Origin of the sequence: Mesorhizobium sp. LSHC412B00, from assembly GCF_000503035.1 — a bacterium.
Classification (GTDB): Bacteria; Pseudomonadota; Alphaproteobacteria; order Rhizobiales; family Rhizobiaceae; genus Mesorhizobium.
In genome coordinates this window covers 25,676-48,945 of the sequence record NZ_AYWB01000018.1, presented here as the reverse complement: position 1 = coordinate 48,945, position 23,270 = coordinate 25,676, and the positions used below count along the sequence as shown (strand labels likewise).

The window sequence follows — 23,270 nt, the reverse complement described above, 5'->3', positions numbered from 1 at the left end:
CACAGGAGGAATGGTGTTGCCACGATGTAGGCGCGAAGACGCGCCTGCACAATCCGCAATGACGATCCGCAGCAGATAGGAGCGGGTAACGCCGCCCCTGAACATGACATCCATCTTGAAGTTCGACCCGTCACCGGAAAAGGCCTTCACCCAGCGGTATTTCTTGTTCCATTCATTGGCCTGGTCGGCCGTGAAGGGGTCGGTATAGCCCGAGGAGAACTGGATAGACTTGCACTTCTCATGGTTTTCGCAGCCATAGAAGTAGATCACATATTTCATGCCCTGGAGCCGGCCGGAGATCATCGGATCACCGCCGTCATCCTTGTCCATCTTGGCCGAGCCATAGCCTTTCGCAAGCTCGAAAATGACGGCCGGATCGGGCGCCGTGATGATTTCGGTATCCTCGGCAAAGGCGACGGAAACGGCGCCGGTCAGGATCAGACCGGTCGAAAAAAGCAAAGAAAAAGCACGCATGATGACCCCCACAGCCAACAATCAACCCGTGGGAATTGTGCGTCAGGAAAGACGGTTTCGCAAGCATCAAGCTCAGGGCAGGGCGGCAAAACCGTCGGCGAAGCCCTTGAGGTCGACAGGGATGCCGATGCCTTCTTCCGGCGTCTGGAAGACGATGAAGGTGGCCGACGTCCCGGTCTTCAGCGTGTCGAGCAGCGGCTTTTCGAGAATGACCTCGGCATAGCAGCCGTCCTGGAAGCAGCGCACGAAATAGGCGCGGCCGATATCCTTGCCGTCGACATTGAGGCCCAGGCCATTGGGCAGCAAAACGCCGAGCGGCGCCAGCACGCGCAGGATCTCAGCCTTGTTGTCGGCGGTGCGCAGGACGACGACGGACAGTCCCATTTCCGGGCGATCCTCGGCAACGACGTTCTGCATCATCACGCATTGTTCCGAGGTGGCGCCGGCCGGCGTGTCGCAGATGATCGACCACGCGCCATGCGTTGACTTGACCGTGCCGCTGGGCTGCGCTGCATTGGCGACGCCGGTTGCGGACGAGCCGATACCGATCAGGGCGGCGAGAAAAACGACCTTCGCCCCGCTTCTCGAAAGCCAAGCGCTTTTCGAATGCCAGGCGCTCTTCGAATGCCAGGCGTTTCTCGAAAGCCAAGAGGTCATGACGGCTCCATTGCGAATCACGGCACTTTAAGCCGCGCCAAGGCCAAGTAAAGGATAGGGCGACCGCCGGTCAGCCCCGGCAGGCGCAATAATGCGCTTTTCCCTAGCAAATTCGCCCGAATTGCGACCGTCGGGCGCATTCCGGACACAAGCCCGCATAGCCTGTCTGTCGACGACCCGCGCGGGCCACGAGGCCGTCGAAACAGCGCGGCAGCACTTGCGCGCAAAAATGCCGCACGGTTTCGCCCGCTCCTTTCTTGCGGAGGGAAATAGAGTATGGTTTGAACCACCCTTGGGACTGTCCGGGATTCCCATCCCGGCATTGTTCGATATTCTTGCGTCGCGATCGCGAGGAACCGGGAGATGAAGAGGGCGATGAGAAAATTCCCAGCAAGCGCCAAATTGATGGCAACGGCAGGCGCCGCCGCCGCATTTTTCGCCGGTGCCTCCGCCCATGCGGCCCAGCCGCAGCCGTGGGAGATGACTTTTCAGCCGCCGGCGACAGACATGATGCGGCAGATCGAGTGGTTCGGGAACTACACGATGTGGTTCGTCGTCCCGATCACTGCTTTGGTTCTGGCGCTTCTCGCCTGGTGCATCTTCAGGTTCCGCGCCAGCAAAAACCCGGTTCCGTCCAAGACCAGCCACAACACGCTGATCGAGATCATCTGGACAGTCGGGCCGGTCGTCGTCCTGCTGTTCATCGCCATTCCCTCGTTCCAGTTGCTGACGGCGCAGTACACGCCGCCGGAAGAGGCCAAGCTGACCGTCAAGGTAACGGGCAATCAGTGGAACTGGGACTATGAGTACCAGACCGAGAACACGCTCTCCTTCAACTCGGCCATCCTGCAGGACGCCGACCGCGCCGCGATCGGCAAGGAAGACCGCAAGGTCTATCCGCGCCTGCTGGCGGTCGACAACGAGCTGGTCGTGCCGGTCAACACCATGACGCGCGTCCTGGTTACCGCAGCCGACGTGATCCATTCCTTTGCCGTTCCGGCCTTCGGCATCAAGATGGACGCGGTTCCCGGCCGCACCAACGAGACGTGGTTCAAGGCGGAAAAGGAAGGCATCTATTACGGCCAGTGCTCGCAGCTCTGCGGCAAGGACCATGCCTTCATGCCGATCGCCGTCCGCGTCGTATCCGATGCGCAGTACAAGACCTGGCTGGCAGCAGCCAAGACCGACCTCCCCGGCGCCAACAAGGCGCTGATGGCCGAGGTCGACGGTACCAACAAGGTAGCGGCCGCCGGCAATTGATGCCGCGGGTTAGCAAGAATTAGGGAACGGAGCCGACCATGGCAGAAGCTGCAGCTCACGACGACCACGACCACAAGCCCTATCATGGCTGGGTCCGGTGGGTGTACTCCACCAACCACAAGGACATCGGCACGCTCTACCTGATCTTCGCGATCTTCGCGGGCATCGTCGGCGGCGCGCTTTCGGTCGTCATCCGCATGGAGCTGCAGGAGCCGGGCATCCAGATCTTCACCGGTCTGGCGCAGATGGTCTATGGCATGAACGGCGATGCCGCCATCGACGGCGGCAAGAGCATGTACAACGCCTTCGGCACCGCGCACGCGCTGATCATGATCTTCTTCATGGTCATGCCGGCGCTGATCGGCGGCTTCGCCAACTGGATGGTGCCGATCATGATCGGCGCGCCTGACATGGCCTTCCCGCGCATGAACAACATCTCGTTCTGGCTGCTGCCGCCGGCCTTCCTGCTGCTCATCGCTTCGGCTTTCATGCCGAGCGCGCCCGGCGCCTATGGCGTTGGCGGCGGCTGGACGCTCTATCCGCCGCTGTCGACCTCCGGCCAGCCCGGGCCGGCCATGGATCTGGCGATCCTGTCGATCCACATTGCCGGCGCGTCCTCGATCCTCGGCGCCATCAACTTCATCACCACCATTTTCAACATGCGCGCGCCGGGCATGACGCTGCACAAAATGCCGCTATTTGCCTGGTCGGTTCTGATCACCGCCTTCCTGCTGCTCTTGTCGCTTCCGGTTCTGGCCGGTGGCATCACCATGCTGCTTACCGACCGCAATTTCGGCACCACCTTCTTCGCCCCGGATGGCGGCGGGGATCCGATCCTGTTCCAGCATCTGTTCTGGTTCTTTGGTCACCCCGAAGTTTACATCCTGATCCTGCCGGGCTTCGGCATCATCAGCCACATCGTCTCGACCTTCTCGAAGAAGCCGGTGTTCGGCTATCTCGGCATGGCCTACGCCATGGTCGCGATCGGCGCCGTCGGCTTCATCGTCTGGGCGCACCACATGTACACGACCGGCCTGTCGCTCGACACGCAGCGCTATTTCGTCTTTGCCACCATGGTCATCGCCGTGCCGACAGGCGTGAAGATCTTCTCCTGGATCGCGACGATGTGGGGCGGCTCGATCTCGTTCAAGACGCCGATGCTGTGGGCGCTGGGCTTCATCTTCCTGTTCACGGTCGGCGGTGTCACCGGCGTCCAGCTCGCCAATGCGGGCCTCGACCGCTCGCTGCATGACACCTATTTCGTCATTGCCCACTTCCACTATGTGCTGTCGCTTGGCGCGGTCTTCGCCATCTTCGCCGGCTGGTACTACTGGTTCCCCAAGATGACCGGCTATATGTACTCGCCGGTGATCGCCAACACCCACTTCTGGGTCACCTTCGTCGGCGTCAATTTGATCTTCTTCCCGCAGCATTTCCTCGGCCTCGCCGGTATGCCGCGCCGCACCATCGACTATCCCGACGCGTTCGCCGGCTGGAACATGGTGTCGTCCTACGGCTCCTATATATCGGCCGTCGGCGTGGTGATCTTCCTCTATGGCGTGTTCGAGGCCTTCCAGAAGAAGCGCGTCGCCGGCGCCAATCCGTGGGGCGAGGGTGCAACGACGCTCGAATGGCAGCTGCCTTCGCCGCCGCCCTTCCACCAGTGGGAACAACTGCCGAAGATCAAGTAAGGCAGCCCGAATACGAAACCGCCGGCCCGCCGGCGGTTTTCGGCCAACGGAATGATTGGACTTATGTACGCATGGCCCTTGTCGACGACCCAATGATTGACGAAGCGGGCTTTCGCATGTCGGAAGCCACGTCGGGCGATTTCTTCGCCCTGCTGAAGCCGCGCGTCATGTCGCTGGTGGTGTTCACGGCCTTTGTCGGCATGGTCGCTGCACCCGTGACCATCAACCCGCTGCTGGCGGTGATCGCCATCCTGGCCATTGCCATCGGCGCCGGCGCCTCTGGTGCGCTCAACATGTGGTACGACGCCGACATCGACGCAGTAATGAGCCGGACCGCCGGCCGCCCGGTACCCTCCGGCCGCATCCTGCCCGGCGAAGCCCTGAGCTTCGGCCTTGTGCTTTCGGTGCTGTCGGTGATGACGCTGGGCGTGCTGGTCAACTGGCTGTCGGCGGCGCTGCTTGCCTTCACCATCTTCTTCTACGCCGTCGTCTACACGATGTGGCTGAAGCGCTCGACGCCGCAGAACATCGTCATCGGCGGCGCCGCCGGCGCCATCCCGCCGGTCATCGGCTGGGCCGCGGTGACCGGAACGGTGAGCCTGGAAAGCCTCGTCCTGTTCCTGATCATCTTCCTGTGGACGCCGCCGCACTTCTGGGCGCTGGCGCTGTTCAAGTCCGACGACTACGCCAAGGCCGGCATCCCGATGATGCCGAACGTTGCCGGCCAGGCCTCGACCCGCCGCCAGATCTTTGCCTACGCCCTGATCCTGGCGCCGATCGGCGTGCTGCCCTGGGTGCTCGGTTTCACTACCGCCTTCTATGGCGTCGCATCAGTGGCTCTCGGCGCCGGCTTCGTCTGGTATGCCTGGAAAGTGCTGTGCATGACCGATAGCGACCGCGTCATGAAGCCGGCCAAGGCTCTGTTCGCCTATTCGCTGCTCTACCTCTTCGCCATCTTCGCCATCTATCTTGCCGACTGTGTCGTCGGTCGCGCTTTGGCCATCGGTGGAGCATGACCATGATCGACAAGAAGCTTGAACTGGTCACGCTGACCGAAAGCCAGAAGAAGGCGCGGCGCAACCGTTCGGCGGCGATCGGCGTCGCGCTGGCGATTCTGGTCGTCATCTTCTACGTCGCGACCATCGTGAAATTCGGCCATACCGGATGAGGCCGATGATGACCCGCCAGACCGTGACCGATCCCAGGAAGAAGAACACCAACCGCGTCGTCGCCGCCGTCTGCGTCGCCTTTTTCGGCGGCATGATCGGGATGGCCTACGCCGCGGTGCCGCTCTACAAGATGTTCTGCCAGGCCACCGGCTATGGCGGCACGACGCAGCGCGCCGAAAAGCAATATGCCGGCCGCATCCTCGACCGCGACATCACCGTGCGCTTCGACGCCAACACCAACGGCATTCCCTGGCAGTTCCAGCCGGTCGCCCGCTCGGTCACCATCAAGATCGGCGAGACCACGCAGGCGCATTACAGCGCCACCAACAAGTTCGACCGCGCCGTTACCGGCCGCGCCACCTTCAACGTGCAGCCGGAACTGGCGGGCCCCTACTTCAACAAGGTCGAGTGTTTCTGCTTCACCGACACGACGCTGAAGCCCGGCGAGACGCTGGACATGCCGGTCGTGTTCTATGTGGATCCCGATATCGTCAACGTGCCGGAACTGAAGGACTTGAAGACGATCACCCTGTCCTACACCATGTTCCCGGTCCAAAAGAACAAGCCGGTGGCGTCATCGACGCCGAACAGCAGCAGCAAAGTTTCAGATACCGAAGCAAATCTCGGGGGTTGATATGGCAGACGCGCACGCAAAACCACAACACGACTACCATCTCGTCAACCCGAGCCCGTGGCCCTTCCTGGGGTCGATCGGCGCGCTGGTGACTGCAGTCGGCGGCGTCGCCCTGATGCAGTATCTCAAGAACGGCGATTTTCCAATTTTCGGCCACAACATCGCCAATCCGTGGCTGTTCTTCATCGGCCTGGTCATCGTCCTCTACACGATGTTTGCCTGGTGGTCGGACACCATCAAGGAAGCGCATGAGGGCCACCATACGCGCGTCGTGTCGCTGCATCTGCGCTACGGCATGATCATGTTCATCGCTTCGGAAGTGATGTTCTTCGTTGCCTGGTTCTGGGCCTATTTCGATGCCAGCCTGTTTCCGAGCGAAGTGCAGAATTACGCCCGCACCGCTTTCACTGGCGGCGTTTGGCCGCCGAAGGGTCTCGAAGTCCTCGATCCGTTCCATCTGCCGCTCTACAACACCATCATCCTGCTTCTGTCGGGCACCACGGTGACATGGGCGCACCATTCGCTCATCCATGGCGACCGCAAGGGCCTGATCAACGGCCTGGTGCTGACCGTCGGCCTCGGCATGCTGTTCACCATGGTGCAGGCCTACGAGTACATGCACGCTCCGTTCGGCTTCAAGGATTCCATCTACGGCGCCACCTTCTTCATGGCGACCGGCTTCCATGGCTTCCACGTCATCATCGGCACCATCTTCCTGCTGGTCTGCCTGATCCGCGCCTGGAAAGGCGACTTCACGCCCAAGCAGCATTTCGGCTTCGAGGGGGCTGCCTGGTACTGGCACTTCGTCGACGTGGTCTGGCTGTTCCTGTTCGCATCGATCTACGTCTGGGGATCGGTCGGCGCGGTGATCGAAGGCCACTGACGGCTTTCACCGAACCGACAAATCAGAAGGGCGGTCGCGGCAACGCGGTCGCCTTTCTTCTTTTCGGCGCCCATCAATGGCCAACGGATTCGGCTGGTCGGGCTGGCTGCTTCAATTGGTCGACTGGGCCGATGGCTGCATTGGGGTTACCGACTGCGACATGGACGAAATCTGGACTATGGTGCCGGATGGAACGCTGATCGAAATCGAGCCATAAAGCATGACTATCCATGAGTGAAGACAGGGCGATCTGGCCACCCATCGAGCCGATCTCGGCCGGCCTGCACGGACGCTGCCCGCGCTGCGGCGAAGGACGGCTGTTTTCCGGCTTCCTCGCCGTCGGCAAGCGCTGCAACAATTGCGGCCTCGACTATTCCTACGCCGATGCCGGCGACGGCCCGGCGGTGTTCGTCATCCTGATCATCGGCTTCATCGTCGTTGGGCTGGCGCTGTGGGTGGAGGTGAAGCTGAGCCCGCCGCTGTGGCTGCATTTCATCATCTGGATACCGCTGGCCGTGGCGCTGTGCCTGACGGCGCTGAGGCTGATCAAGGGGGTGCTGCTGACGCTTCAATACGCCAACAAGGCGGCCGAAGGCCGCCTGGACCAGGGGCAATGAACGAGGCACTGACCAAGCCCGCCGGCCGCTCGCGGCCGAAGACGGCATTGCTGCTCGGCCTCGGCCTGGTGGTGTTCGTCATCCTGCTCGGGCTTGGCACATGGCAGGTGCAGCGCCTGTACTGGAAGGAAGCCCTTCTGCAGACCATCGACCAGCGCACCCATTCAGCGCCGCAGCCGCTGGCGGACGTCGAGAAGGAATTCGCCGCAACCGGTGATGTCGACTACACGCCGGTCACCGTCAGCGGGACGTTCCTGCACTCCGGCGAGCGGCATTTCTACGCCACCTGGGACGGCGACGCCGGCTTCAACGTCTACACCCCGCTGGCCCTCGACGATGGCCGCTATATCCTGATCAACCGCGGCTTCGTTCCCTATGATCTCAAGGATGCCGCCAAGCGGCCGCAAGGGCAGGTGACCGGCAAGGTCACGGTCACCGGCCTGGCGCGCAACCCGCTGCCGGGCAAGCCGTCGATGATGCTGCCCGACAATGACGTGGCCAAGAACATCTTCTACTGGAAGGATCGTGATGTCATGGCGGCGAGTGCCGGCCTGCCGGCCGGCGCCGTGCTGGTGCCGATCTTCATCGACGCCGACAAGACGCCGAACCCGGGCGGGCTGCCGGTCGGCGGCGTCACCATCATCGACCTGCCGAACTCTCATCTGCAATATGCCTTCACCTGGTATGGCCTGGCGGCGGCTCTTGCCGCGGTTCTGATCATCAGGCTGCGCCGCCCGGCAAAGACTGAATGATCCAGAGCATCATCCCGAAAAGTGGGAACCGGTTTTCGGACAAGATCATGCTCCAACAAAGAGTTAGATCAAGTTGACCATTCAACCTGATCTCAACTGCCCTTGACAGGGCAGGGGTGCACACCTCATTTCGCGTCACGATACGATCAACCGATCTGGAATCATGCTGCAGACCGCCACAAAACCACCGCTGACGATCCGGCTCTGCCAGCCGCGCGGCTTTTGCGCCGGTGTCGACCGCGCGATCCAGATCGTCGTGCTGGCGTTGAAGAAATACGGCGCGCCGGTCTATGTCCGCCACGAGATCGTGCACAACCGCTATGTCGTCGAGGGCCTGCAAAGCCTTGGCGCGGTTTTCATCGAGGAACTCTCGGAAATCCCGGCCGAGCACCGCAAGTCGCCGGTTGTCTTCTCGGCCCACGGCGTGCCGAAATCGGTGCCGGCCGACGCCAAGGCACGCGAGCTCTTCTATCTCGACGCCACCTGCCCGCTGGTGTCCAAGGTGCACAAGCAGGCGATGCGCCATCAGCGGCTCGGCCGCCATGTGCTTCTGATCGGCCATGCCGGCCATCCCGAAGTGATCGGCACCATGGGCCAACTGGCTGAAGGCGCCGTCACGCTGATCGAGACCGAAGCCGACGCTGGGACCTTTGCCCCCGCCGACCCGGAAGCGCTCGGCTTCGTAAGCCAGACAACGTTGTCGGTCGAAGACACTGCCGGCATATTGCGGGTGCTGCAGGAGCGCTTCCCGCAACTGCATGCACCGGCCGCCGAATCGATCTGCTACGCCACCACCAACCGCCAGGAAGCGGTCAAGGAAACCGCCGCCGGCGCCGATCTCTATCTGATCGTCGGTGCGCCCAATTCCTCCAATTCGCGCCGTCTTGTCGAAGTGGCGGAGCGCGCCGGCGCCACCATGTCGCTTCTCGTACAGCGCGCCGCCGAAATTCCGTGGAATGACATCACAAATATCTCGACGCTCGGCCTGTCTGCCGGCGCGTCGGCGCCGGAGATCATCGTCGACGAGATCATCGACGCCTTCCGCCAGCGCTTCGAGGTGAACATCGACCTGGCGATCACGGCCACCGAAACGGAGGATTTTCCAGTCATGCGGGTTCTGCGCGATGTAGAACTGACGCGGGCCGACATGGCCTTCGTCAACGGAGCCGCGTGAACAGGCCATGGCGGTCTACACCGACGTCAATGAGGGCGAACTCGGCGCGTTCCTGAGGGCATATCCAGTCGGCGAACTCTTGTCCTACAAGGGTATCGCCGAAGGCACGGAGAATTCGAATTTCCTGCTGCACACCTCAAGCGGCTCTTACATACTGACGCTCTACGAGAAGCGCGTCGACAAGGCCGACCTGCCGTTCTTCCTCGGCCTGATGGGCCATCTCGCCCGCAAAGGCATTTCCTGTCCGCTGCCGGTGACCGCGCATGACGGCACCGTCATCGGCACGCTGGCCGGCCGGCCCGCGGTCATCATCACCTTCCTCGAAGGCCTGTCGCTGCGGCGGCCGACAGCGGCGCATTGCGCGGAGGTCGGCAAGTCCCTCGCCGCACTGCATTTGGCCGGGCAGGATTTTGCGATGACGCGTGACAACGCACTGGCCATCGAGGGCTGGCGCAAACTCTGGAATGCCTCGCGCGACCGAGCCGACGAGGTCGAGCCGGGACTGGCGGCCGAGGTCGACGCGGATTTCGCGGATTTCGAACGCCATTGGCCGCAGGGCCTGCCGGCAGGCATCATCCATGCCGATCTGTTTCCCGACAATGTCTTCTTCCTCGGCGAGAAACTGTCCGGCCTCATCGACTTCTATTTCGCCTGCCACGACCTCTACGCCTATGACGTCGCCACCTGTCTCAACGCCTGGTGTTTCGAGAAGGATTTCTCCTTCAACCTGACCAAAGGCACGGCGCTGCTGGCCGGCTATCAGAGCGTGCGGCCTTTGAGCGATGGCGAGAAAGCAGCGCTGCCGATGCTTTCGCGCGGCTCGGCGCTGCGCTTTATGCTGACTCGGCTCTATGACTGGCTGACCGTTCCCGAGGGCGGGCTGGTCATGAAGCGCGATCCGACCGAATATATCCGCCGCATGCGCTTCCACCGCGCGATCAAGTCGCCTTCGGAATACGGACTGACATGACCAAGCAGGTTGAAATCTTCACCGACGGTGCCTGCTCGGGCAATCCCGGTCCCGGCGGCTGGGGCGCCATCCTGCGCTTCAACGGCAAGACCAGGGAATTGTCGGGCGGCGAGGCCGAGACGACCAATAACCGCATGGAGCTGCTGGCCGCCATCTCGGCGCTGAATGCGCTGAAGGAGCCGTGCGCCGTCGAGCTTCACACCGACAGCAAATATGTCATGGACGGTATCTCCAAATGGATCCACGGCTGGAAGAAAAACGGCTGGAAGACCGCTGACAAGAAGCCGGTCAAGAACGGTGAACTGTGGCAGGCGCTGGATGAGGCCAATCGGCGCCACAAGGTGACCTGGAACTGGGTCAAGGGCCATGCCGGCCACACCGAGAACGAACGCGCCGACGAACTCGCAAGGGAAGGCATGGCGCCGTTCAAGAGGGGCTCAGCCAAACCTGCGGCGCCGAAAGCGGCGCTGAAGCCGGCGGCATCCGAGAAGCAGCCTGCGGCGCCACGGGCACGGCGCTCGACCCAGAGCTATTGAGCTCAAGCTACCGGCAGGAGACCTCACTCATGCCGATCGTATACTACATCGCCCATCCCCAGGTTCAGATCGATGCCAACGTTCCCGTGCCGCACTGGGGGCTGTCCGAGATCGGACGGGCTCGAGCATCAGCCATGCTCGAGCAGCCATGGGTCGGGTCGATCCGGCGGGTCGTCTCGTCGGCCGAACGCAAGGCGATCGAAACCGCCGAGATCCTTGGCAAACACCTCGGCCTCGCGGTCGAGGTGCGGGAGCGCATGCACGAGAACGATCGGTCGGCAACCGGCTTCCTGCCGCCGCCGGAGTTCGAGGCGGTCGCCGACCAGTTCTTCGCCAACCCGCACAAAAGCATCCGCGGCTGGGAGCGGGCCATCGATGCCCAACAACGCATTGTCAGCGAGGTCGAAACGGTGCTGGGTGCTGCGGATGGCGGCGACATTGCCTTCGTCGGCCATGGCGGCGTAGGAACGCTCTTGCTGCTCTCGCTCAGCGGCCGCGCAATCAGCCGCGAGGCGGATCAGCCGGCCGGCGGTGGTAATTACTTCGCCTATGATGTCGGCACGCGCCGCGTCGTCCACGGCTGGCGGCCGATAGCTAGTCTGGCGCCGCGCTAAAGCGGATGTCAGGAGATCATCGATACCGTTGCCGCGATGAAGCCGCGCGAATAGAACCTGTCCTCAGCGGATCAGCAGGGCCGTGCCGTAGAGGCCGAGCGCGAACACCGTGTGCGAGATCACGTTGAAGGCGCGGATCTGCATCGCGTTGGGGCGCTTTGAGGCAGCCCAGCCGGCGCCCATGCCCGGCGCTAGCAGGAACCAGCCGGCGCTGATGGTGACCATGCCGAGGATGAAGGCCGGCAGAAAGGTCGGTGCGTCCAGCCATGCCGTGCCCACCAGCGCCACCAGGATGAAGCCGTAGACGATGCCGGTGACATAGTGGAAAGCCCAGCCCAGCGCCTGCTCATGCGCATAGGGTGCTGCTTGGGCGATATCGTCGTGGAAAACCTTGCCTTCCCTAAGGTGCCAGACCCAGCGGCCGGGCGGCCCCCAGTTCGGTCGCGGCTGACTGAGCGCCAGATGCAGGAACAGCGCCCAAAGATCCATCAGCACGGTGGCGCCGATGCCGATCGCAATGCTGCGCCAGATGATNCAGATGATGTCAAACATCGTCGATGTCCCCCAAAGCAGGCAATCCGGCCGGAAGCGCGTGGTCGTCAGGCCATGGCGCTCATGAGCCGAGGCGGCCGCGGTTTAGAGCTGGCTCAGAATGTGAGCGGCACCCGACGTGTCGACTCCTGGCTTGGTCTCGACATTGAGCGCCGTGACCTTGCCGTTGTCGACGATCATCGAGAAGCGCTTCGAGCGCAATCCCATGCCGCCGCTGGAATAGTCGGAGTCGAGGCCGATCGACTTGGCGAAGTCGCCATTGCCGTCGGCGAGATAGAGGATCTTGCCTTGACCGCCGGTGAAATTCGCCCAGGCGCCCATGACATGGACATCGTTGACGGACACGACGGCGATGGTGTCGACGCCGCGGGCCAGGATGGCATCGTGGTTCTCGAGATAGCCCGGCAGATGATTGTTGCTGCAGGTCGGCGTGAAGGCGCCTGGAACGCCGAACAGCACGACCTTCTTGCCCGCGAAAATCTCGGCCGAGGTGATCACCTTGGCGCCGTCGGCGGTCATTTCCTTGAAGGTCGCATCGGGCAGTTTGTCGCCAACGGCAATCGTCATGATGGTCCTCGTGTGAAAAGCAGGGAAGGTTTCTTGCGATAGCGAAATCGGGCATCTCCCGCAACCGCCGACAAGGCCTGGATCAAGGGAAAGCCCTGATCGGGTTCGGTATCAGGGGAACGGCAGAACGCCCTCGACTGCGCCTTCGGCACTTGTCAGGGTGTAATACAACTCGCCATCGGTCGGTGTCGTCGACGGCCGGTCGAGGATCGGAATGGTAAATACCAGCCGGCCGTCCTTTTCGCTGCGTGCAGGCGCCCCGAACATATAATCGCGTCCCCCGGCGACGAATAAATCCGCCGCCTCCGGATCGCCGGGAAAAGTCGCCTCGACGATCAGCGTCTCATGGTCGCCCGGCAGCACCTTGATCCCGAAATCGGGCTTGGCAGGCGCGGGCAAGGTGGCGAGTGCAGCCTTCACCAGCGCCGCATCCTCGGCATTGTCGGGATCGGCGGCGGGATCGACGCTCAGCCGCGTCTGCACCGGAATACAGATCGTCTCGCAGATGCCAAGAAAGATGTCGGCGTCGATGACGGCCGCATCCCCAGGCGACGACAAAGTGAACGTCACCGGCAGCGAGACCGGATGGTCGTAGCCGGCCCATTTGCCGTAGCCGTCGTCATGGCGCTGCGGCGGCGGGAAGGAAAACGCCGCATCGGTGATGTTGGTGCTGGCCGAAACGTCGATCTGCGGCGGCACGCCGGCGTCGCCCGGATCACGCCAATAGGTCTTCCAGCCGGGCTTGAGCGCGATGTCGAGCACGCCATGGATGCGACCGGCCTCGTCGGCCTTGCCTGATGTCACCAGCCGCACCTTACCGCCTTCGCTGTTGTACCAGTCGGAAGACGAGGCGGCGGCGGGAATAGCTGCTCCGCATCCGATGGCGGCGCCGAGCAGCAGGATTTTCAAGCTTTGCATGGCGTTGATTTGATCGTCAGTTCATGGCCGCGCAATGTTTTCATGGCGCTCTGCGTATCATATTTGCGTGACCTTCGGGCAAGGAACAGTTGGCTTCAAGCAATCGGCCGAGTGAAGTTCGCAGTCAAGACTCCGTTGTTTCAACCGTTGGGCTTTGGCCGAATCGCACGCGGCGCATCTTTTCGGCGTCCCGGAAACGCGTTACGCTCCAGTGCATGGACTTGTTGCGCCACAAAAAGACAGCCGGTGGACGCGGCTTTCTTGACGACCAGTTCCTGATTGCCATGCCCGGCATGAAGGACGATCGCTTCACGCGCTCGGTCATCTACATCTGCGCGCACAGCGATGAAGGCGCCATGGGCCTGATCATCAACCAGACGCAACAGATGCTGTTTCCCGATCTTCTGGTGCAGCTCGGCATCATGAACGAGCAGGAGGCGATCAGGCTGCCGGCGCAGGCTCGCGACTTCGTCGTGCGCAATGGCGGCCCCGTCGACCGTAGCCGCGGCTTCGTCCTGCACTCGGGCGACTACCGGGTGGAATCCTCGCTCACCGTCTCCGACGATATCTGCCTGACCGCGACGGTCGACATATTGCGCGCCATCTCGTCCGGCCGCGGCCCGCGGCGCGCGTTGATGGCGCTCGGCTATTCCGGCTGGGGCGCCGGCCAGCTGGAAACCGAGATCGCCGAGAATGGCTGGCTGACCTGTCCGGCCACGCCGGAGCTTCTGTTCGACGCCGACATCGAGCGCAAATACGACCGCATCCTGGCATCGATCGGGATTGATCTGGCGCATTTGAGCCTGGCCGCGGGGCACGCCTGAGGCCTCGCCTCGCCGACGTTCCGCCGAACCTTCGCGACTAGCCGAAGCCGCCCGCCACTTTCGTCATCCTAGGGTCTGCGCCGCGTCGCTGCGCTCCTTGCTTCGCCCTAGGATGACGAAGGCGCGGTCGCTTCAGCTAATTTTCGGGGTTCATTCCAATGTAACCACGCGCCTGCACGACGCATGCCTCACCCGTCACGCCTGCGTCATCGGGTACTGCTCTTTCAACGCCTTCAGCACCTGGTCGCCTGGCATCGGCGCGCCGAACATGAAGCTTTGCACATATTCGCAGCCCATCTGGCGCAGTTCCAGCGCATCGCTTTCGTCGGAAATGCCCTCGGCCACCACCGACAGGCCGAGTTCATGCGCCATGTTGACCATGGATTTGAGCAGCACCGCCCGCTTCGGCGTCGCGTCGTCGACGAAGCTCTTGTCGATCTTGATGGTGTCGAAGGGGAAGCGGGTCAGATAGGCGAGCGAGGAATAGCCGGTGCCGAAATCGTCCAGCGACAGGCCGATGCCGAGCTGCTTGAGCTTGGTCAGCACATGCGAGGTTTGCTCTGGATTGTCCATCACCAGCGATTCGGTAAGTTCGAGCCGGAAGCAGCGCGGCTTCAGATTGGCGCGCGCGATGACCGAGCGGACATCGCTGACCAGGTCGCGGCGGATCAGCTGGCGACTGGACAGATTGACCGACACCGACAGCGGCGTGTCGCCGATCTGCTTTTGCCAACCGGCGAGGTCTTCGGCCGCCTGCTGCATGGCAAACAGCCCAAGCTGCACGATCAGGCCACAGCTTTCGGCGACCGGGATGAAATCGCCCGGCGGGATCATGCCGCGGCGCGGATGGTCCCACCTCAGCAGCGCCTCGAAGCCGGCAATGCTGCCGTCCTCCAGCCGTACGATCGGCTGGTAGGCAAGGGTGAACTCACGCCGCTCGATGGCGCGGCGCAGATCGGATTCGAATTGCAGCCGGTCGGTGCCGACGGTGCGGAAGGCCGGCCGGAACGGCTCGATCCTGTCACCGCCGAAGCGCTTGGCCTGGTGCATGGCAAGCTCGGCGTCCTTGACCATGTCTTCTGCCGAAGTCTGCGCCGAGGTCCAGGTGATCAGGCCGATCGAGGCAGTCAGCACGATCTCGCGCTTGGCGAAGGTGATCGGGTTGTTGATGGCGTGCTTGATGGCGTCTGCCACCGCCGCGATGCGGGAGGGTTCCTGTTCGGAGAGCAGCATCAGGGCGAACTGGTCACCGGCAAAGCGCGACAGCGAATCCTTCGGTTTCAACAGCCGGTGCAAACGGCGCGCAATGGTGAGCAGGATGGTGTCGCCGGCCGAGATGCCAAGCCCGTCATTGACCTGCTTGAAACGGTCGATGTCGATGACGAAGACGGTCGGGCGCACCTTCTCTTCGGTGCGCGCGATCGAGATGATGGCTTCCAGCCGGTTCATCAGAAGTTCGCGGTTGGGCAGGCCGGTCAGATTGTCGTGAACGGCATCGTGCAGCAGCCTTTCCTCGGACTTTTTCTGCTCGGTGACGTCGACCATGGTGCCGACGCAGCGAATCACTTCGCCGTCCGAGCCGATCACCGGCCGCGCCCGAAGCAAGAACCAGTGGTAGTGCCCGTCGGCGCCGCGCAGGCGGAAATTCTGCGAGACCCGGCCGCGCCGATGTTCGAGCACCACGTCGAGGGTGGTGCGGAACGTGTCGCGGTCGTCGGCATGCAGCACCGGCAGCCAGTTGCGGGCCGCACCCCCCAGGCTGTTGGGCGCCAGGCCAAGCTGGATGCTGACGTCGGGCTTGGTGACGACGCGGTCGCGCAGCACGTCCCAGTCCCACACCGTGTCGCCGGAGCCGGCCACGGCCAGCGCCTGGCGCTCGAGATCGGAGAACAGGCCCTGATGCAGCGCGCCGCCGGCAAAGGCATGCTGCATGACGGTGAAGCCGATCAAAAGGATGATCAGGATCAGCCCGCCGCCCAATGCCGGCTGGGCGATGTCGTTGTCGAGCATGCCGGTGATCGCCATCCACGACCCGCACAGCCATAGCAGCACCATCACCCAACTGGGCACCAGCATGATCGCACGGTCGTAACCACGAAGACCGAGCAGGATGATGAGGCCGAGCCCGGTCAGCGCGGTGGCGGCAAAGGACAGCCGGGCAATACCGGCGGCGACGGCCGGATCGATGATGGCCACACCGGCAATCAGCACCAGGCCGAGGATCCAGACCAGCGCGCCATAGCTGAAATGGCCGTGCCACCGGTTGAGGTTGAGATAGGCGAACAGGAACACCACGAAGGTCGCCGCAAGCGCCACCTCCGTTCCCGCCCGCCACATCTGCTCGTTCCCGGGCGATATCTCTATGATCTTGTTTAGAAAGCCGAAATCGACGCAGATATAGGCAAGTACCGCCCACGCAAGTGCGGCTGTCGCCGGAAACATCGAGGTTCCCTTGACGACGAAAAGGATGGTCAGGAAGAGCGCCAGCAGCCCGGCGATGCCGATGACGATGCCGCGGAACAGCGTATAGGAATTGACCGAGTCCTTGTAGGCTTCCGGCTCCCATAGATAGACCTGCGGCAGCTTCGGCGAGGCGAGTTCGGCGATGAAGGTGATCACCGTTCCCGGGTTCAGCGTCACCCGGAACACGTCGGCGTCGGAGCTTGACTGGCGGTCGAGCGCGAATCCCTCGCTGGGGGTGATCGCGGCGATGCGGGTGGCGCCGAGATCGGGCCAGAAGATGCCGGAATTCACCAGCCGGAAATGCGGCGCCACGATCAGCCGGTCGAGCTGCTGGTCGGTGGTGTTGGCGAGCGCGAACACCGCCCAGTCGCCGCTCGAGCGCGCGTCATTGGCCTCGACCTCGATGCGCCGCACGATGCCGTCGGGACCGGGCGCGGTCGACACCTGGAAGTTTTCGCCCTGATTGACGTAGATCTGGACGGCGCGCGACAGGTCGAGCGCTACGTCGTCGCGGGCAATCTTGATCGGTTCGACGGCGAAGGCCGGTAGCGCCGCGCAAAGCGTGACGACAGCCGCCAGAACAAAGGCCAACAGCGACCCGTTTCGCAGGAAATTCGTCAAAAATCAGTCCTTCGTTCCAGCGCCCGGTGGATCGTCCGCGATCCGGGCGTAGAGGTAGTGGTCCTGCCAGATGCCGTTGATCCTGAGGTAGGATCGCAGAAGTCCTTCGCGCCGGAATCCGGCTTTTTCAAGCACGCGGATCGACCGGATATTGTCGGGAATACAGGCAGCTTCGATCCGGTGCAACCTCAGCGTATCGAAGGCGAAGCGGCAGACCACCTTGACCGCGTCGGTCATCAGGCCGCGGCCGCCAAACCGCTCCCCGATCCAGTACCCGACATGGCCGCTTTGCGAGACGCCGTGGCGTATATTGCCGAGCGTAATGCCGCCGGCAAGCTTGCCGCTCGCCTTCTCGAAGATGAAGAAGGCGATGGCTGTCCCCTGCGCATAGTCTTCGCGGTAGCGGCCGATGCGCAGCCGCCAGGCGGTGCGGTCGAGTTCATCGGGCGTCCAGCGCGGCTCCCACGGTTCGAGGAAGGCACGGCTTTCGCCGCGCACCGCTGACCATTCGCGATAGTCGTTGGTGTAGGGCACGCGCAGCATGACCCGGTCGCCTTTCAGTGCCGGCAGGTCACGGCGAAAGAAAGGGAGCGCGAACACCGGCGCTTGAAGGCTTAGACGGCGAGCTTGCGGGCCGTGGTGTGCGTGCCCGCAAGCGAATCGAGAATCGCCTCATAGGGCGCGAGCGTACCCACCGGTCCAACCGCGGTCAGCGTCGGCTTGGTCGAAAACAGCCGGGACGAAAGGTCGGTCAGCCGCTCGACGGTCAGCGCCGACAGCCGTTCCATCAATTCCTCCTTGGCGATCGGCCGGCCGAACAGAAGCAGCTGCCTGGCGATCTGCGAGGCGCGGCTGGCCGGGCTTTCAGCCGACATGATCAGGCCGGCGCGATATTGCGCGCGGGCGCGGTCGAGCTCTTCCTGAAGGATATTCTCGCCGGCCTTCTGCAGCTCGTCGATAATGACCGGCACCAGTTCGGCAATGTCGCTCTGCCCGGTCGCGGCATGAACGCCGAAGATGCCGGTATCGGAAAAACCCCAGTGGAAGGCATAGACCGAATAGCACAGGCCACGCTTTTCGCGGACCTCCTGGAACAGCCGGGACGACATGCCGCCGCCGAGGATCATCGACAGCACCTGCGAAGCGTAGAAATCGCGCACATGATAGGCTCGGCCTTCGAAGCCGAGCACGATCTGCGCGTCCATCAGGTCGCGATCCTCGCGGAAATCGCCGCCGACATACTGCGCATATTGCGGNAGCACGATCTGCGCGTCCATCAGGTCGCGATCCTCGCGGAAATCGCCGCCGACATACTGCGCATATTGCGGCATCGTGCTGTCGGACTTGCTACGGAAACCGCCGAGCTGCTTTTCGACCTCGCGCACGAAATTGTCGTGCTTAATGTCGCCTGCCGCCACGATCACCATCTTCTCGGCGCCATACTGGCGCTCTATGAAATCATGCAGCTGTTTGGAGGTGAAGGATTTGACGGTTTCCGGCGTGCCGAGGATCGAGCGGCCGATCGTCTGGTGGCGGAAGGCGGTCTCGGTGAAACGGTCGAAGACGATGTCGTCGGGCGTGTCGTGCGCGGCGCCGATCTCCTGCAGGATCACATGCTGCTCGCGCTCCAGTTCCTCTGGGTCGAATTCGGACTCCTGCAGGATATCGGCAAGGATATCCACCGCCAGCGGCACATCGTCGGACAGCACCCTGGCGTAATAGGACGTCGTCTCGACTGATGTGGCGGCATTGATCTCGCCGCCGACATCCTCGATTTCCGAGGCGATCTCGAAGGCCGTCCGCCTTTTCGTACCCTTGAAGGCCATATGCTCGAGCAGATGGGCCATTCCGTGCTCGTCGTCACGCTCATTGCGGGCGCCGGACTTGACCCAGGCGCCAAGGGCAACGGATTCGAGGCTTGGAAGGGTTTCGGTGGCGACTGTCAGGCCGTTCGACAGACGGCTTACCTCAACACCCATATGGCAAGTACTCCCTAACGCGCTGCCCTTGAGTGGCGGCTCACGTAATCTTCCACCATTTTCAGGTCGGATGGAAGTACCGTGTACTTTTCGTCGGCTGACATCAAGGACCCCAGCCATGCGGGCAGGGCCGGCGACACGCCGCAGGCGGCTTCGACCGCGGCCGGGAACTTGGCCGGGTGCGCCGTGCCCAGCACCACCATCGGCACTGCACCGTCAGCCTTGCCGGCGGCGACATGCACGGCCGCGGCCGTGTGCGGATCGAGCAGATAATTGCTGGATTCGAGCGTTGAACGGATGGTGGCGGCAACCTCGTCCATATCAGCGCGTCCGGCGTCGAATTCGGACCGCATCCGGTCGATTTCTGCGGTCTCGATGGTGAAGGCGCCGGATTGCTTGAGGCCGGCCATGTAACGCCGCACCGTCTCTGCGTTACGGTCGCAGGCCTCGAACAGCAGTCGCTCGAAGTTCGACGATACCTGGATGTCCATCGATGGCGACGTCGTCGCAAACACACCCTTGGTGCGGTATTCACCGGTCGCGAAAGTGCGCGCCAATATGTCGTTGTCGTTGGTGGCGACGATCAGCCGCTCGATCGGCAGGCCCATCTTCTTGGCGGCGTAACCGGCGAAAATATCGCCGAAATTGCCGGTCGGCACGGTAAAGGAGACCGGCCTGTCCGGCGCGCCGAGCGAAAGCGCCGAGGAAAAATAATAGACGATCTGGGCCATGATGCGGGCCCAGTTGATCGAATTGACGCCCGACAGCGACACGCGATCACGAAAACCATGATCGTTGAACATATCCTTCAGCAGGCCCTGGCAATCGTCGAAATTGCCTTCGATGGCCAGCGCCTGGACGTTGGTGGCCGTCGATGTCGTCATCTGCCGCTGCTGCACCGGCGAGACGCGGCCATGCGGAAACATCACGAAAATGTCAGTTCGGTCGCGGCCGGCGAAGGCATCGATGGCGGCGCCGCCGGTGTCACCCGAGGTCGCGCCGACGATGGTTGCGCGCTGGCCGCGCTCAGTCAGTACATGGTCCATCAGCCGGGCAAGCAGCTGCATGGCAACGTCCTTGAAGGCCAGCGTCGGACCGTGGAAGAGTTCAAGGATGAACGTGTTGGCGCCGGTCTGCACCAGCGGGCAGACGGCCTGGTGGCGGAAGGTGGCATAGGCTTCTCGCACCAGGCGCTCGAAGACGGGTGCGGCGATCTCGCCGCCGAGGAACGGCGTCAGCACGCGGATGGCGAGGTCCGCATAGGGCAGGCCGCGCATGGCGCGGATCTCGGCTGCCGAAAACTGCGGCCATGTCTGCGGCACATAAAGCCCGCCGTCGCGGGCCAGCCCCGCCAGCACCGCGTCGGCAAATCCAAGCACGGGTGCATCCCCGCGGGTACTCACATAGCGCATCGTCAAGGTCCATTGCTGCCGCCGGTTCATCCACGGCAATTGGTTAATTTTCCGAGCCGGCTCAGTCGCATTTTTGCCGTGGCGTTGCTATACGTCACCAACTTTGCGAGAGGGAAGTGCAGTTTCATGGCGTTTCACAAGTTCAACCGTCGCTTTGTCGCGGGTCTGGCGCTCACCGGCTTTATGCTTGCCGCCGCCGGTTGCCAATCGAGCGACAATGGCATCCTCAATCTCGGTTTCGGCAAGAAGACCGACCCGAATGCGCCAATACCGCCGCAGGATCCCAAGGTTCTCGCCAGCCAGTTGCAGGCCTACTGCCCGAAAGTGACGGTGCGCGATGGCACCGCCTACTTCAATACCTACGCCAAGGGCGCGCCGCAGCCGAGAAAGAAAAAGGCTGATGCGGCACAGGATGCCGAGGCCGCTGCCGCCGCGCAGACGGCGCCTGACGGCTCCATCGTCGATCCGAACAAGGATCCGGCCAAGATCATCTACCAGGCCTCGATCAGCGATGTGAGCCGCGATTGCAGCCGTGCCAACGGCCAGTTGACGATGAAGGTTGGCGTTGCCGGCAAGATCGTGCCGGGACCGCTGTTCGCCCCCGGCACCATCACCATGCCGATCCGCATTGCCGTCATGCACGGCCCCGACGTGCTTTATTCGCAAATTCACCCCTATCAGATCCAGGTCAGCGATCCCTCGACCGCCACCCAATTCGTGTTCACCGATCCCAACGTCGTCGTGCCCGAACCCTCCGCCCGGGATTACACTGTCTATGCCGGCTATGACGACACCGCGCCGGCGGCGGCGGACAAGAAGTCCGGCAAGAAAAAGAAGCGCGCTCCCGCGACGAACTAAGCGCCTGGGCGCCGTCGCTGCTGCGACGGTGCCGGTCAACTCTTTGAAAGATCCAAACGATCCGATCGTAATCCTGCAGGCGTGCGCCTGCGGCAGGTCGCGTCTGCGCTTTAATCTCGATCCATTCCGCCAGCGCACTTGACTCATCCATATCCCGGCGGTTATACGTCAATCAATAGCTCGCAGGTTATTGATCCCGATGCCGGACGCCCACGATACTTTGTTCAGAACGCTTGCCGACCCGACTCGGCGGGCCATCTTCGAGCGCTTGTGCCGCCAAGGTGAGCAGACCGTGGGGGCGCTGACGGCGCAGTCCGGGGTCTCGCAACCAGCGGTGTCGAAGCATCTCGGCGTCCTGAAGCTGGCCGGCCTGGTGCGTGACCGCCACGCCGGACGCCAGACCCACTACAGCGCCCAGCCCGCGGCACTTGGCCCGCTGACCGACTGGACAGTTCAAATGACTGGATTCTGGGAGAGCCGCTTCGATGATCTCGAGAGCCTGCTGAAAAGGATGGACCAGTGAGCAATCCCGAGCTGCGCACCGTCGTCGTCGAACGTGAAATATCCTGGCCGGCGGAGAAGATCTGGCGCGCGTTGACGCAGCCGCATCTGATTGAGGAATGGCTCATGAAGAACGATTTCAAGCCTGTCGTCGGCCACAGCTTCAATCTTCGCGGCGACTGGGGCGGCGTGCTCGACTGCGAGGTGCTGGCCATCGAGCAAAACAGGACGCTGTCCTACAGCTGGGATTTTGCGCATGAGGATGCCGCCTACAATCTGAAGAGCGTGGTGACGTTCACGCTCACACCCACGAGCTCGGGAACCCATCTGCGCGTCGAGCAGTCGGGCTTCCATCCGAGCCAGAAGCAGGCCTATGGCGGCGCCAGGGCCGGGTGGCAGCAATTCCTCACCAAGCTGGAGCAGGTCCTGGCGAAGCCGGATTGAAGCCTGCCGGTACCATGCCCTGATCGCGGGGCACCGAATGCAAAAAGGAGGAAATCGATGAAGATCAAGCTGACCAGCGTCTATGTGGACAACCAGGACAACGCACTGCGCTTCTACACCGACGTGCTGGGCTTTGCCGTGAAGGTCGACTTCAGCAATGGGCCTTTTCGTTGGCTGACCGTCATCTCACCCGATGAGCCCGAGGGAGCCGAGCTACAGCTGGCGCTCAACGACAACCCGGCCGCCAAGGCCTACCAGCAGGCCATCTTCAAGCAGGGGCAGCCCGCGCTCATGCTGTTCACCGACGACGTCAAGGGTGATTACGAGCGCATCAAGGGACGCGGCGGTGCGTTCGCCATGGCGCCGACAGAAGTGACCGGCTCGACTATCGCCCAGCTCAACGACAGCTGCGGCAATCTCATCCAGATCACCCAACTGGCGCGTTGGTAGGCGCTGGTTTCAAGAGGAAGTTGCAATGAACTTGAGCAAATGGATACGTCAAACCCATCGTTGGCTGTCGATCATCTTCACGCTGACCGTGGCAGCCAATTTCATCACCATGGCGTTCGGGCAACCTCCGGCCTGGGTGGTCTATTCGCCGCTGCTGCCGCTATTCCTGCTGCTGTTCAGCGGCCTCTATATGTTCGTGCTGCCTTACGTCGCGAGATCGCGTGGCGAGCAGGGCGCGCAAGGGTAGGAC

The 23,270-nt window shown here is 62.6% G+C and carries 27 protein-coding genes and 1 pseudogene; 19 read left to right on the top strand and 9 right to left on the bottom strand.

Translation table 11 applies throughout. The annotated features are described in order from the left end of the window. Positions 1–81: 81 nt before the first annotated feature. Both X757_RS1000000169470 and X757_RS140485 read right to left on the bottom strand, forming a co-directional pair. Positions 82–474, bottom strand: a pseudogene (locus tag X757_RS1000000169470) (YbjN domain-containing protein); the annotation flags it as partial. Positions 475–546: 72 nt separating this feature from the next. Continuing rightward, positions 547–1,131, bottom strand: a complete 585-nt coding sequence (locus X757_RS140485) for an invasion associated locus B family protein (protein ID WP_023668422.1) — start codon at positions 1,129–1,131, stop codon at positions 547–549. Positions 1,132–1,494: 363 nt separating this feature from the next. On the opposite strand from X757_RS140485, the gene coxB reads away from it, so the two are divergent. From coxB to X757_RS140545, 13 genes are all read left to right on the top strand, one after another. Further along, a complete protein-coding gene (gene coxB / locus X757_RS140490) occupies positions 1,495–2,391 on the top strand; it encodes a cytochrome c oxidase subunit II (protein WP_050485823.1) in 897 nt (298 codons plus the stop codon). A 38-nt stretch (positions 2,392–2,429) separates the two neighbouring features. Further along, positions 2,430–4,082, top strand: a complete 1,653-nt coding sequence (ctaD, locus tag X757_RS140495) for a cytochrome c oxidase subunit I (RefSeq protein WP_023668420.1) — start codon at positions 2,430–2,432, stop codon at positions 4,080–4,082. Positions 4,083–4,153: 71 nt separating this feature from the next. After that, complete coding sequence (locus X757_RS140500) at positions 4,154–5,098, top strand: heme o synthase (protein ID WP_023668419.1); 945 nt, start codon at positions 4,154–4,156, stop codon at positions 5,096–5,098. Between the two features lie 2 nt (positions 5,099–5,100). After that, positions 5,101–5,250, top strand: coding sequence for a hypothetical protein (locus X757_RS140505; protein WP_023698516.1), 150 nt, complete (start codon positions 5,101–5,103; stop codon positions 5,248–5,250). An 8-nt stretch (positions 5,251–5,258) separates the two neighbouring features. Then, positions 5,259–5,885 (top strand): cytochrome c oxidase assembly protein, encoded by a 627-nt coding sequence (locus tag X757_RS140510; protein ID WP_023727487.1) that lies wholly within the window; start codon positions 5,259–5,261, stop codon positions 5,883–5,885. A gap of 1 nt (position 5,886) precedes the next feature. Further along, positions 5,887–6,768 carry a cytochrome c oxidase subunit 3 gene (locus X757_RS140515; protein ID WP_023727486.1) on the top strand — a complete coding sequence of 294 codons (882 nt, stop codon included), beginning with the start codon at positions 5,887–5,889 and terminating at the stop codon, positions 6,766–6,768. A gap of 76 nt (positions 6,769–6,844) precedes the next feature. Beyond that, the gene (locus X757_RS1000000167135; RefSeq protein WP_023727485.1) at positions 6,845–6,985 is read left to right on the top strand and encodes a hypothetical protein; all 141 of its coding nucleotides are present in this window, start codon (positions 6,845–6,847) and stop codon (positions 6,983–6,985) included. Positions 6,986–6,998: 13 nt separating this feature from the next. Beyond that, on the top strand, positions 6,999–7,385 hold the full coding sequence (locus X757_RS140520; RefSeq protein WP_023727484.1) for a DUF983 domain-containing protein: 387 nt from the start codon (positions 6,999–7,001) through the stop codon (positions 7,383–7,385). Then, positions 7,382–8,137 carry an SURF1 family protein gene (locus tag X757_RS140525; protein WP_023727483.1) on the top strand — a complete coding sequence of 252 codons (756 nt, stop codon included), beginning with the start codon at positions 7,382–7,384 and terminating at the stop codon, positions 8,135–8,137. Before X757_RS140520 ends, X757_RS140525 begins: the two co-directional genes overlap by 4 nt. Positions 8,138–8,300: 163 nt before the next feature. After that, positions 8,301–9,311, top strand: a complete 1,011-nt coding sequence (gene ispH, locus X757_RS140530) for a 4-hydroxy-3-methylbut-2-enyl diphosphate reductase (RefSeq protein WP_023692071.1) — start codon at positions 8,301–8,303, stop codon at positions 9,309–9,311. 7 nt (positions 9,312–9,318) lie between these two features. After that, positions 9,319–10,281 carry a homoserine kinase gene (locus X757_RS140535; RefSeq protein WP_023727482.1) on the top strand — a complete coding sequence of 321 codons (963 nt, stop codon included), beginning with the start codon at positions 9,319–9,321 and terminating at the stop codon, positions 10,279–10,281. Further along, entirely contained in the window at positions 10,278–10,817 is a 540-nt protein-coding gene (gene rnhA, locus X757_RS140540; RefSeq protein ID WP_023727481.1) for a ribonuclease HI, read from the top strand. Before X757_RS140535 ends, rnhA begins: the two co-directional genes overlap by 4 nt. A gap of 29 nt (positions 10,818–10,846) precedes the next feature. Further along, positions 10,847–11,431 carry a histidine phosphatase family protein gene (locus X757_RS140545; RefSeq protein WP_023727480.1) on the top strand — a complete coding sequence of 195 codons (585 nt, stop codon included), beginning with the start codon at positions 10,847–10,849 and terminating at the stop codon, positions 11,429–11,431. A gap of 63 nt (positions 11,432–11,494) precedes the next feature. Here X757_RS140545 and X757_RS140550 read toward each other — a convergent pair whose 3' ends face one another. From X757_RS140550 to X757_RS140560, 3 genes are all read right to left on the bottom strand, one after another. After that, positions 11,495–11,983, bottom strand: a complete 489-nt coding sequence (locus tag X757_RS140550; RefSeq protein ID WP_023727479.1) for a DUF2938 domain-containing protein — start codon at positions 11,981–11,983, stop codon at positions 11,495–11,497. Between the two features lie 84 nt (positions 11,984–12,067). Further along, positions 12,068–12,550, bottom strand: a complete 483-nt coding sequence (locus X757_RS140555) for a peroxiredoxin (RefSeq protein WP_023668407.1) — start codon at positions 12,548–12,550, stop codon at positions 12,068–12,070. A 111-nt stretch (positions 12,551–12,661) separates the two neighbouring features. After that, positions 12,662–13,468, bottom strand: coding sequence for a protein-disulfide reductase DsbD domain-containing protein (locus X757_RS140560; protein ID WP_023727478.1), 807 nt, complete (start codon positions 13,466–13,468; stop codon positions 12,662–12,664). Between the two features lie 215 nt (positions 13,469–13,683). Here X757_RS140560 and X757_RS140565 point away from each other — a divergent pair, with 215 nt between their 5' ends. Then, the gene (locus X757_RS140565) at positions 13,684–14,292 is read left to right on the top strand and encodes a YqgE/AlgH family protein (RefSeq protein WP_023668405.1); all 609 of its coding nucleotides are present in this window, start codon (positions 13,684–13,686) and stop codon (positions 14,290–14,292) included. Between the two features lie 195 nt (positions 14,293–14,487). Here X757_RS140565 and X757_RS140570 read toward each other — a convergent pair whose 3' ends face one another. The 4 genes from X757_RS140570 to thrC all read right to left on the bottom strand — a co-directional run bounded on the left by X757_RS140570 (position 14,488) and on the right by thrC (position 20,767). Beyond that, positions 14,488–17,376 carry an EAL domain-containing protein gene (locus X757_RS140570; protein ID WP_023727477.1) on the bottom strand — a complete coding sequence of 963 codons (2,889 nt, stop codon included), beginning with the start codon at positions 17,374–17,376 and terminating at the stop codon, positions 14,488–14,490. A gap of 3 nt (positions 17,377–17,379) precedes the next feature. Then, positions 17,380–17,976, bottom strand: a complete 597-nt coding sequence (locus X757_RS140575) for a GNAT family N-acetyltransferase (RefSeq protein ID WP_023698526.1) — start codon at positions 17,974–17,976, stop codon at positions 17,380–17,382. A 14-nt stretch (positions 17,977–17,990) separates the two neighbouring features. Beyond that, the gene (locus tag X757_RS140580; RefSeq protein WP_023727476.1) at positions 17,991–19,355 is read right to left on the bottom strand and encodes a pitrilysin family protein; all 1,365 of its coding nucleotides are present in this window, start codon (positions 19,353–19,355) and stop codon (positions 17,991–17,993) included. A 14-nt stretch (positions 19,356–19,369) separates the two neighbouring features. Beyond that, positions 19,370–20,767 carry a threonine synthase gene (thrC, locus tag X757_RS140585; RefSeq protein ID WP_023709657.1) on the bottom strand — a complete coding sequence of 466 codons (1,398 nt, stop codon included), beginning with the start codon at positions 20,765–20,767 and terminating at the stop codon, positions 19,370–19,372. Positions 20,768–20,893: 126 nt separating this feature from the next. Between thrC and X757_RS140590 the strand changes: the two genes are divergently transcribed. From X757_RS140590 to X757_RS140610, 5 genes are all read left to right on the top strand, one after another. Next, entirely contained in the window at positions 20,894–21,625 is a 732-nt protein-coding gene (locus X757_RS140590; RefSeq protein WP_023668400.1) for a hypothetical protein, read from the top strand. A 199-nt stretch (positions 21,626–21,824) separates the two neighbouring features. Next, positions 21,825–22,148 (top strand): helix-turn-helix transcriptional regulator, encoded by a 324-nt coding sequence (locus X757_RS140595; RefSeq protein ID WP_023668399.1) that lies wholly within the window; start codon positions 21,825–21,827, stop codon positions 22,146–22,148. Continuing rightward, positions 22,145–22,570, top strand: a complete 426-nt coding sequence (locus X757_RS140600; protein ID WP_023727475.1) for an SRPBCC domain-containing protein — start codon at positions 22,145–22,147, stop codon at positions 22,568–22,570. The genes X757_RS140595 and X757_RS140600 overlap by 4 nt, the downstream gene beginning before the upstream one ends. Before the next feature lie 57 nt (positions 22,571–22,627). Next, entirely contained in the window at positions 22,628–23,020 is a 393-nt protein-coding gene (locus X757_RS140605) for a VOC family protein (protein WP_023716120.1), read from the top strand. Between the two features lie 25 nt (positions 23,021–23,045). Next, on the top strand, positions 23,046–23,267 hold the full coding sequence (locus tag X757_RS140610; RefSeq protein WP_023668396.1) for a hypothetical protein: 222 nt from the start codon (positions 23,046–23,048) through the stop codon (positions 23,265–23,267). Positions 23,268–23,270 lie beyond the last annotated feature (3 nt).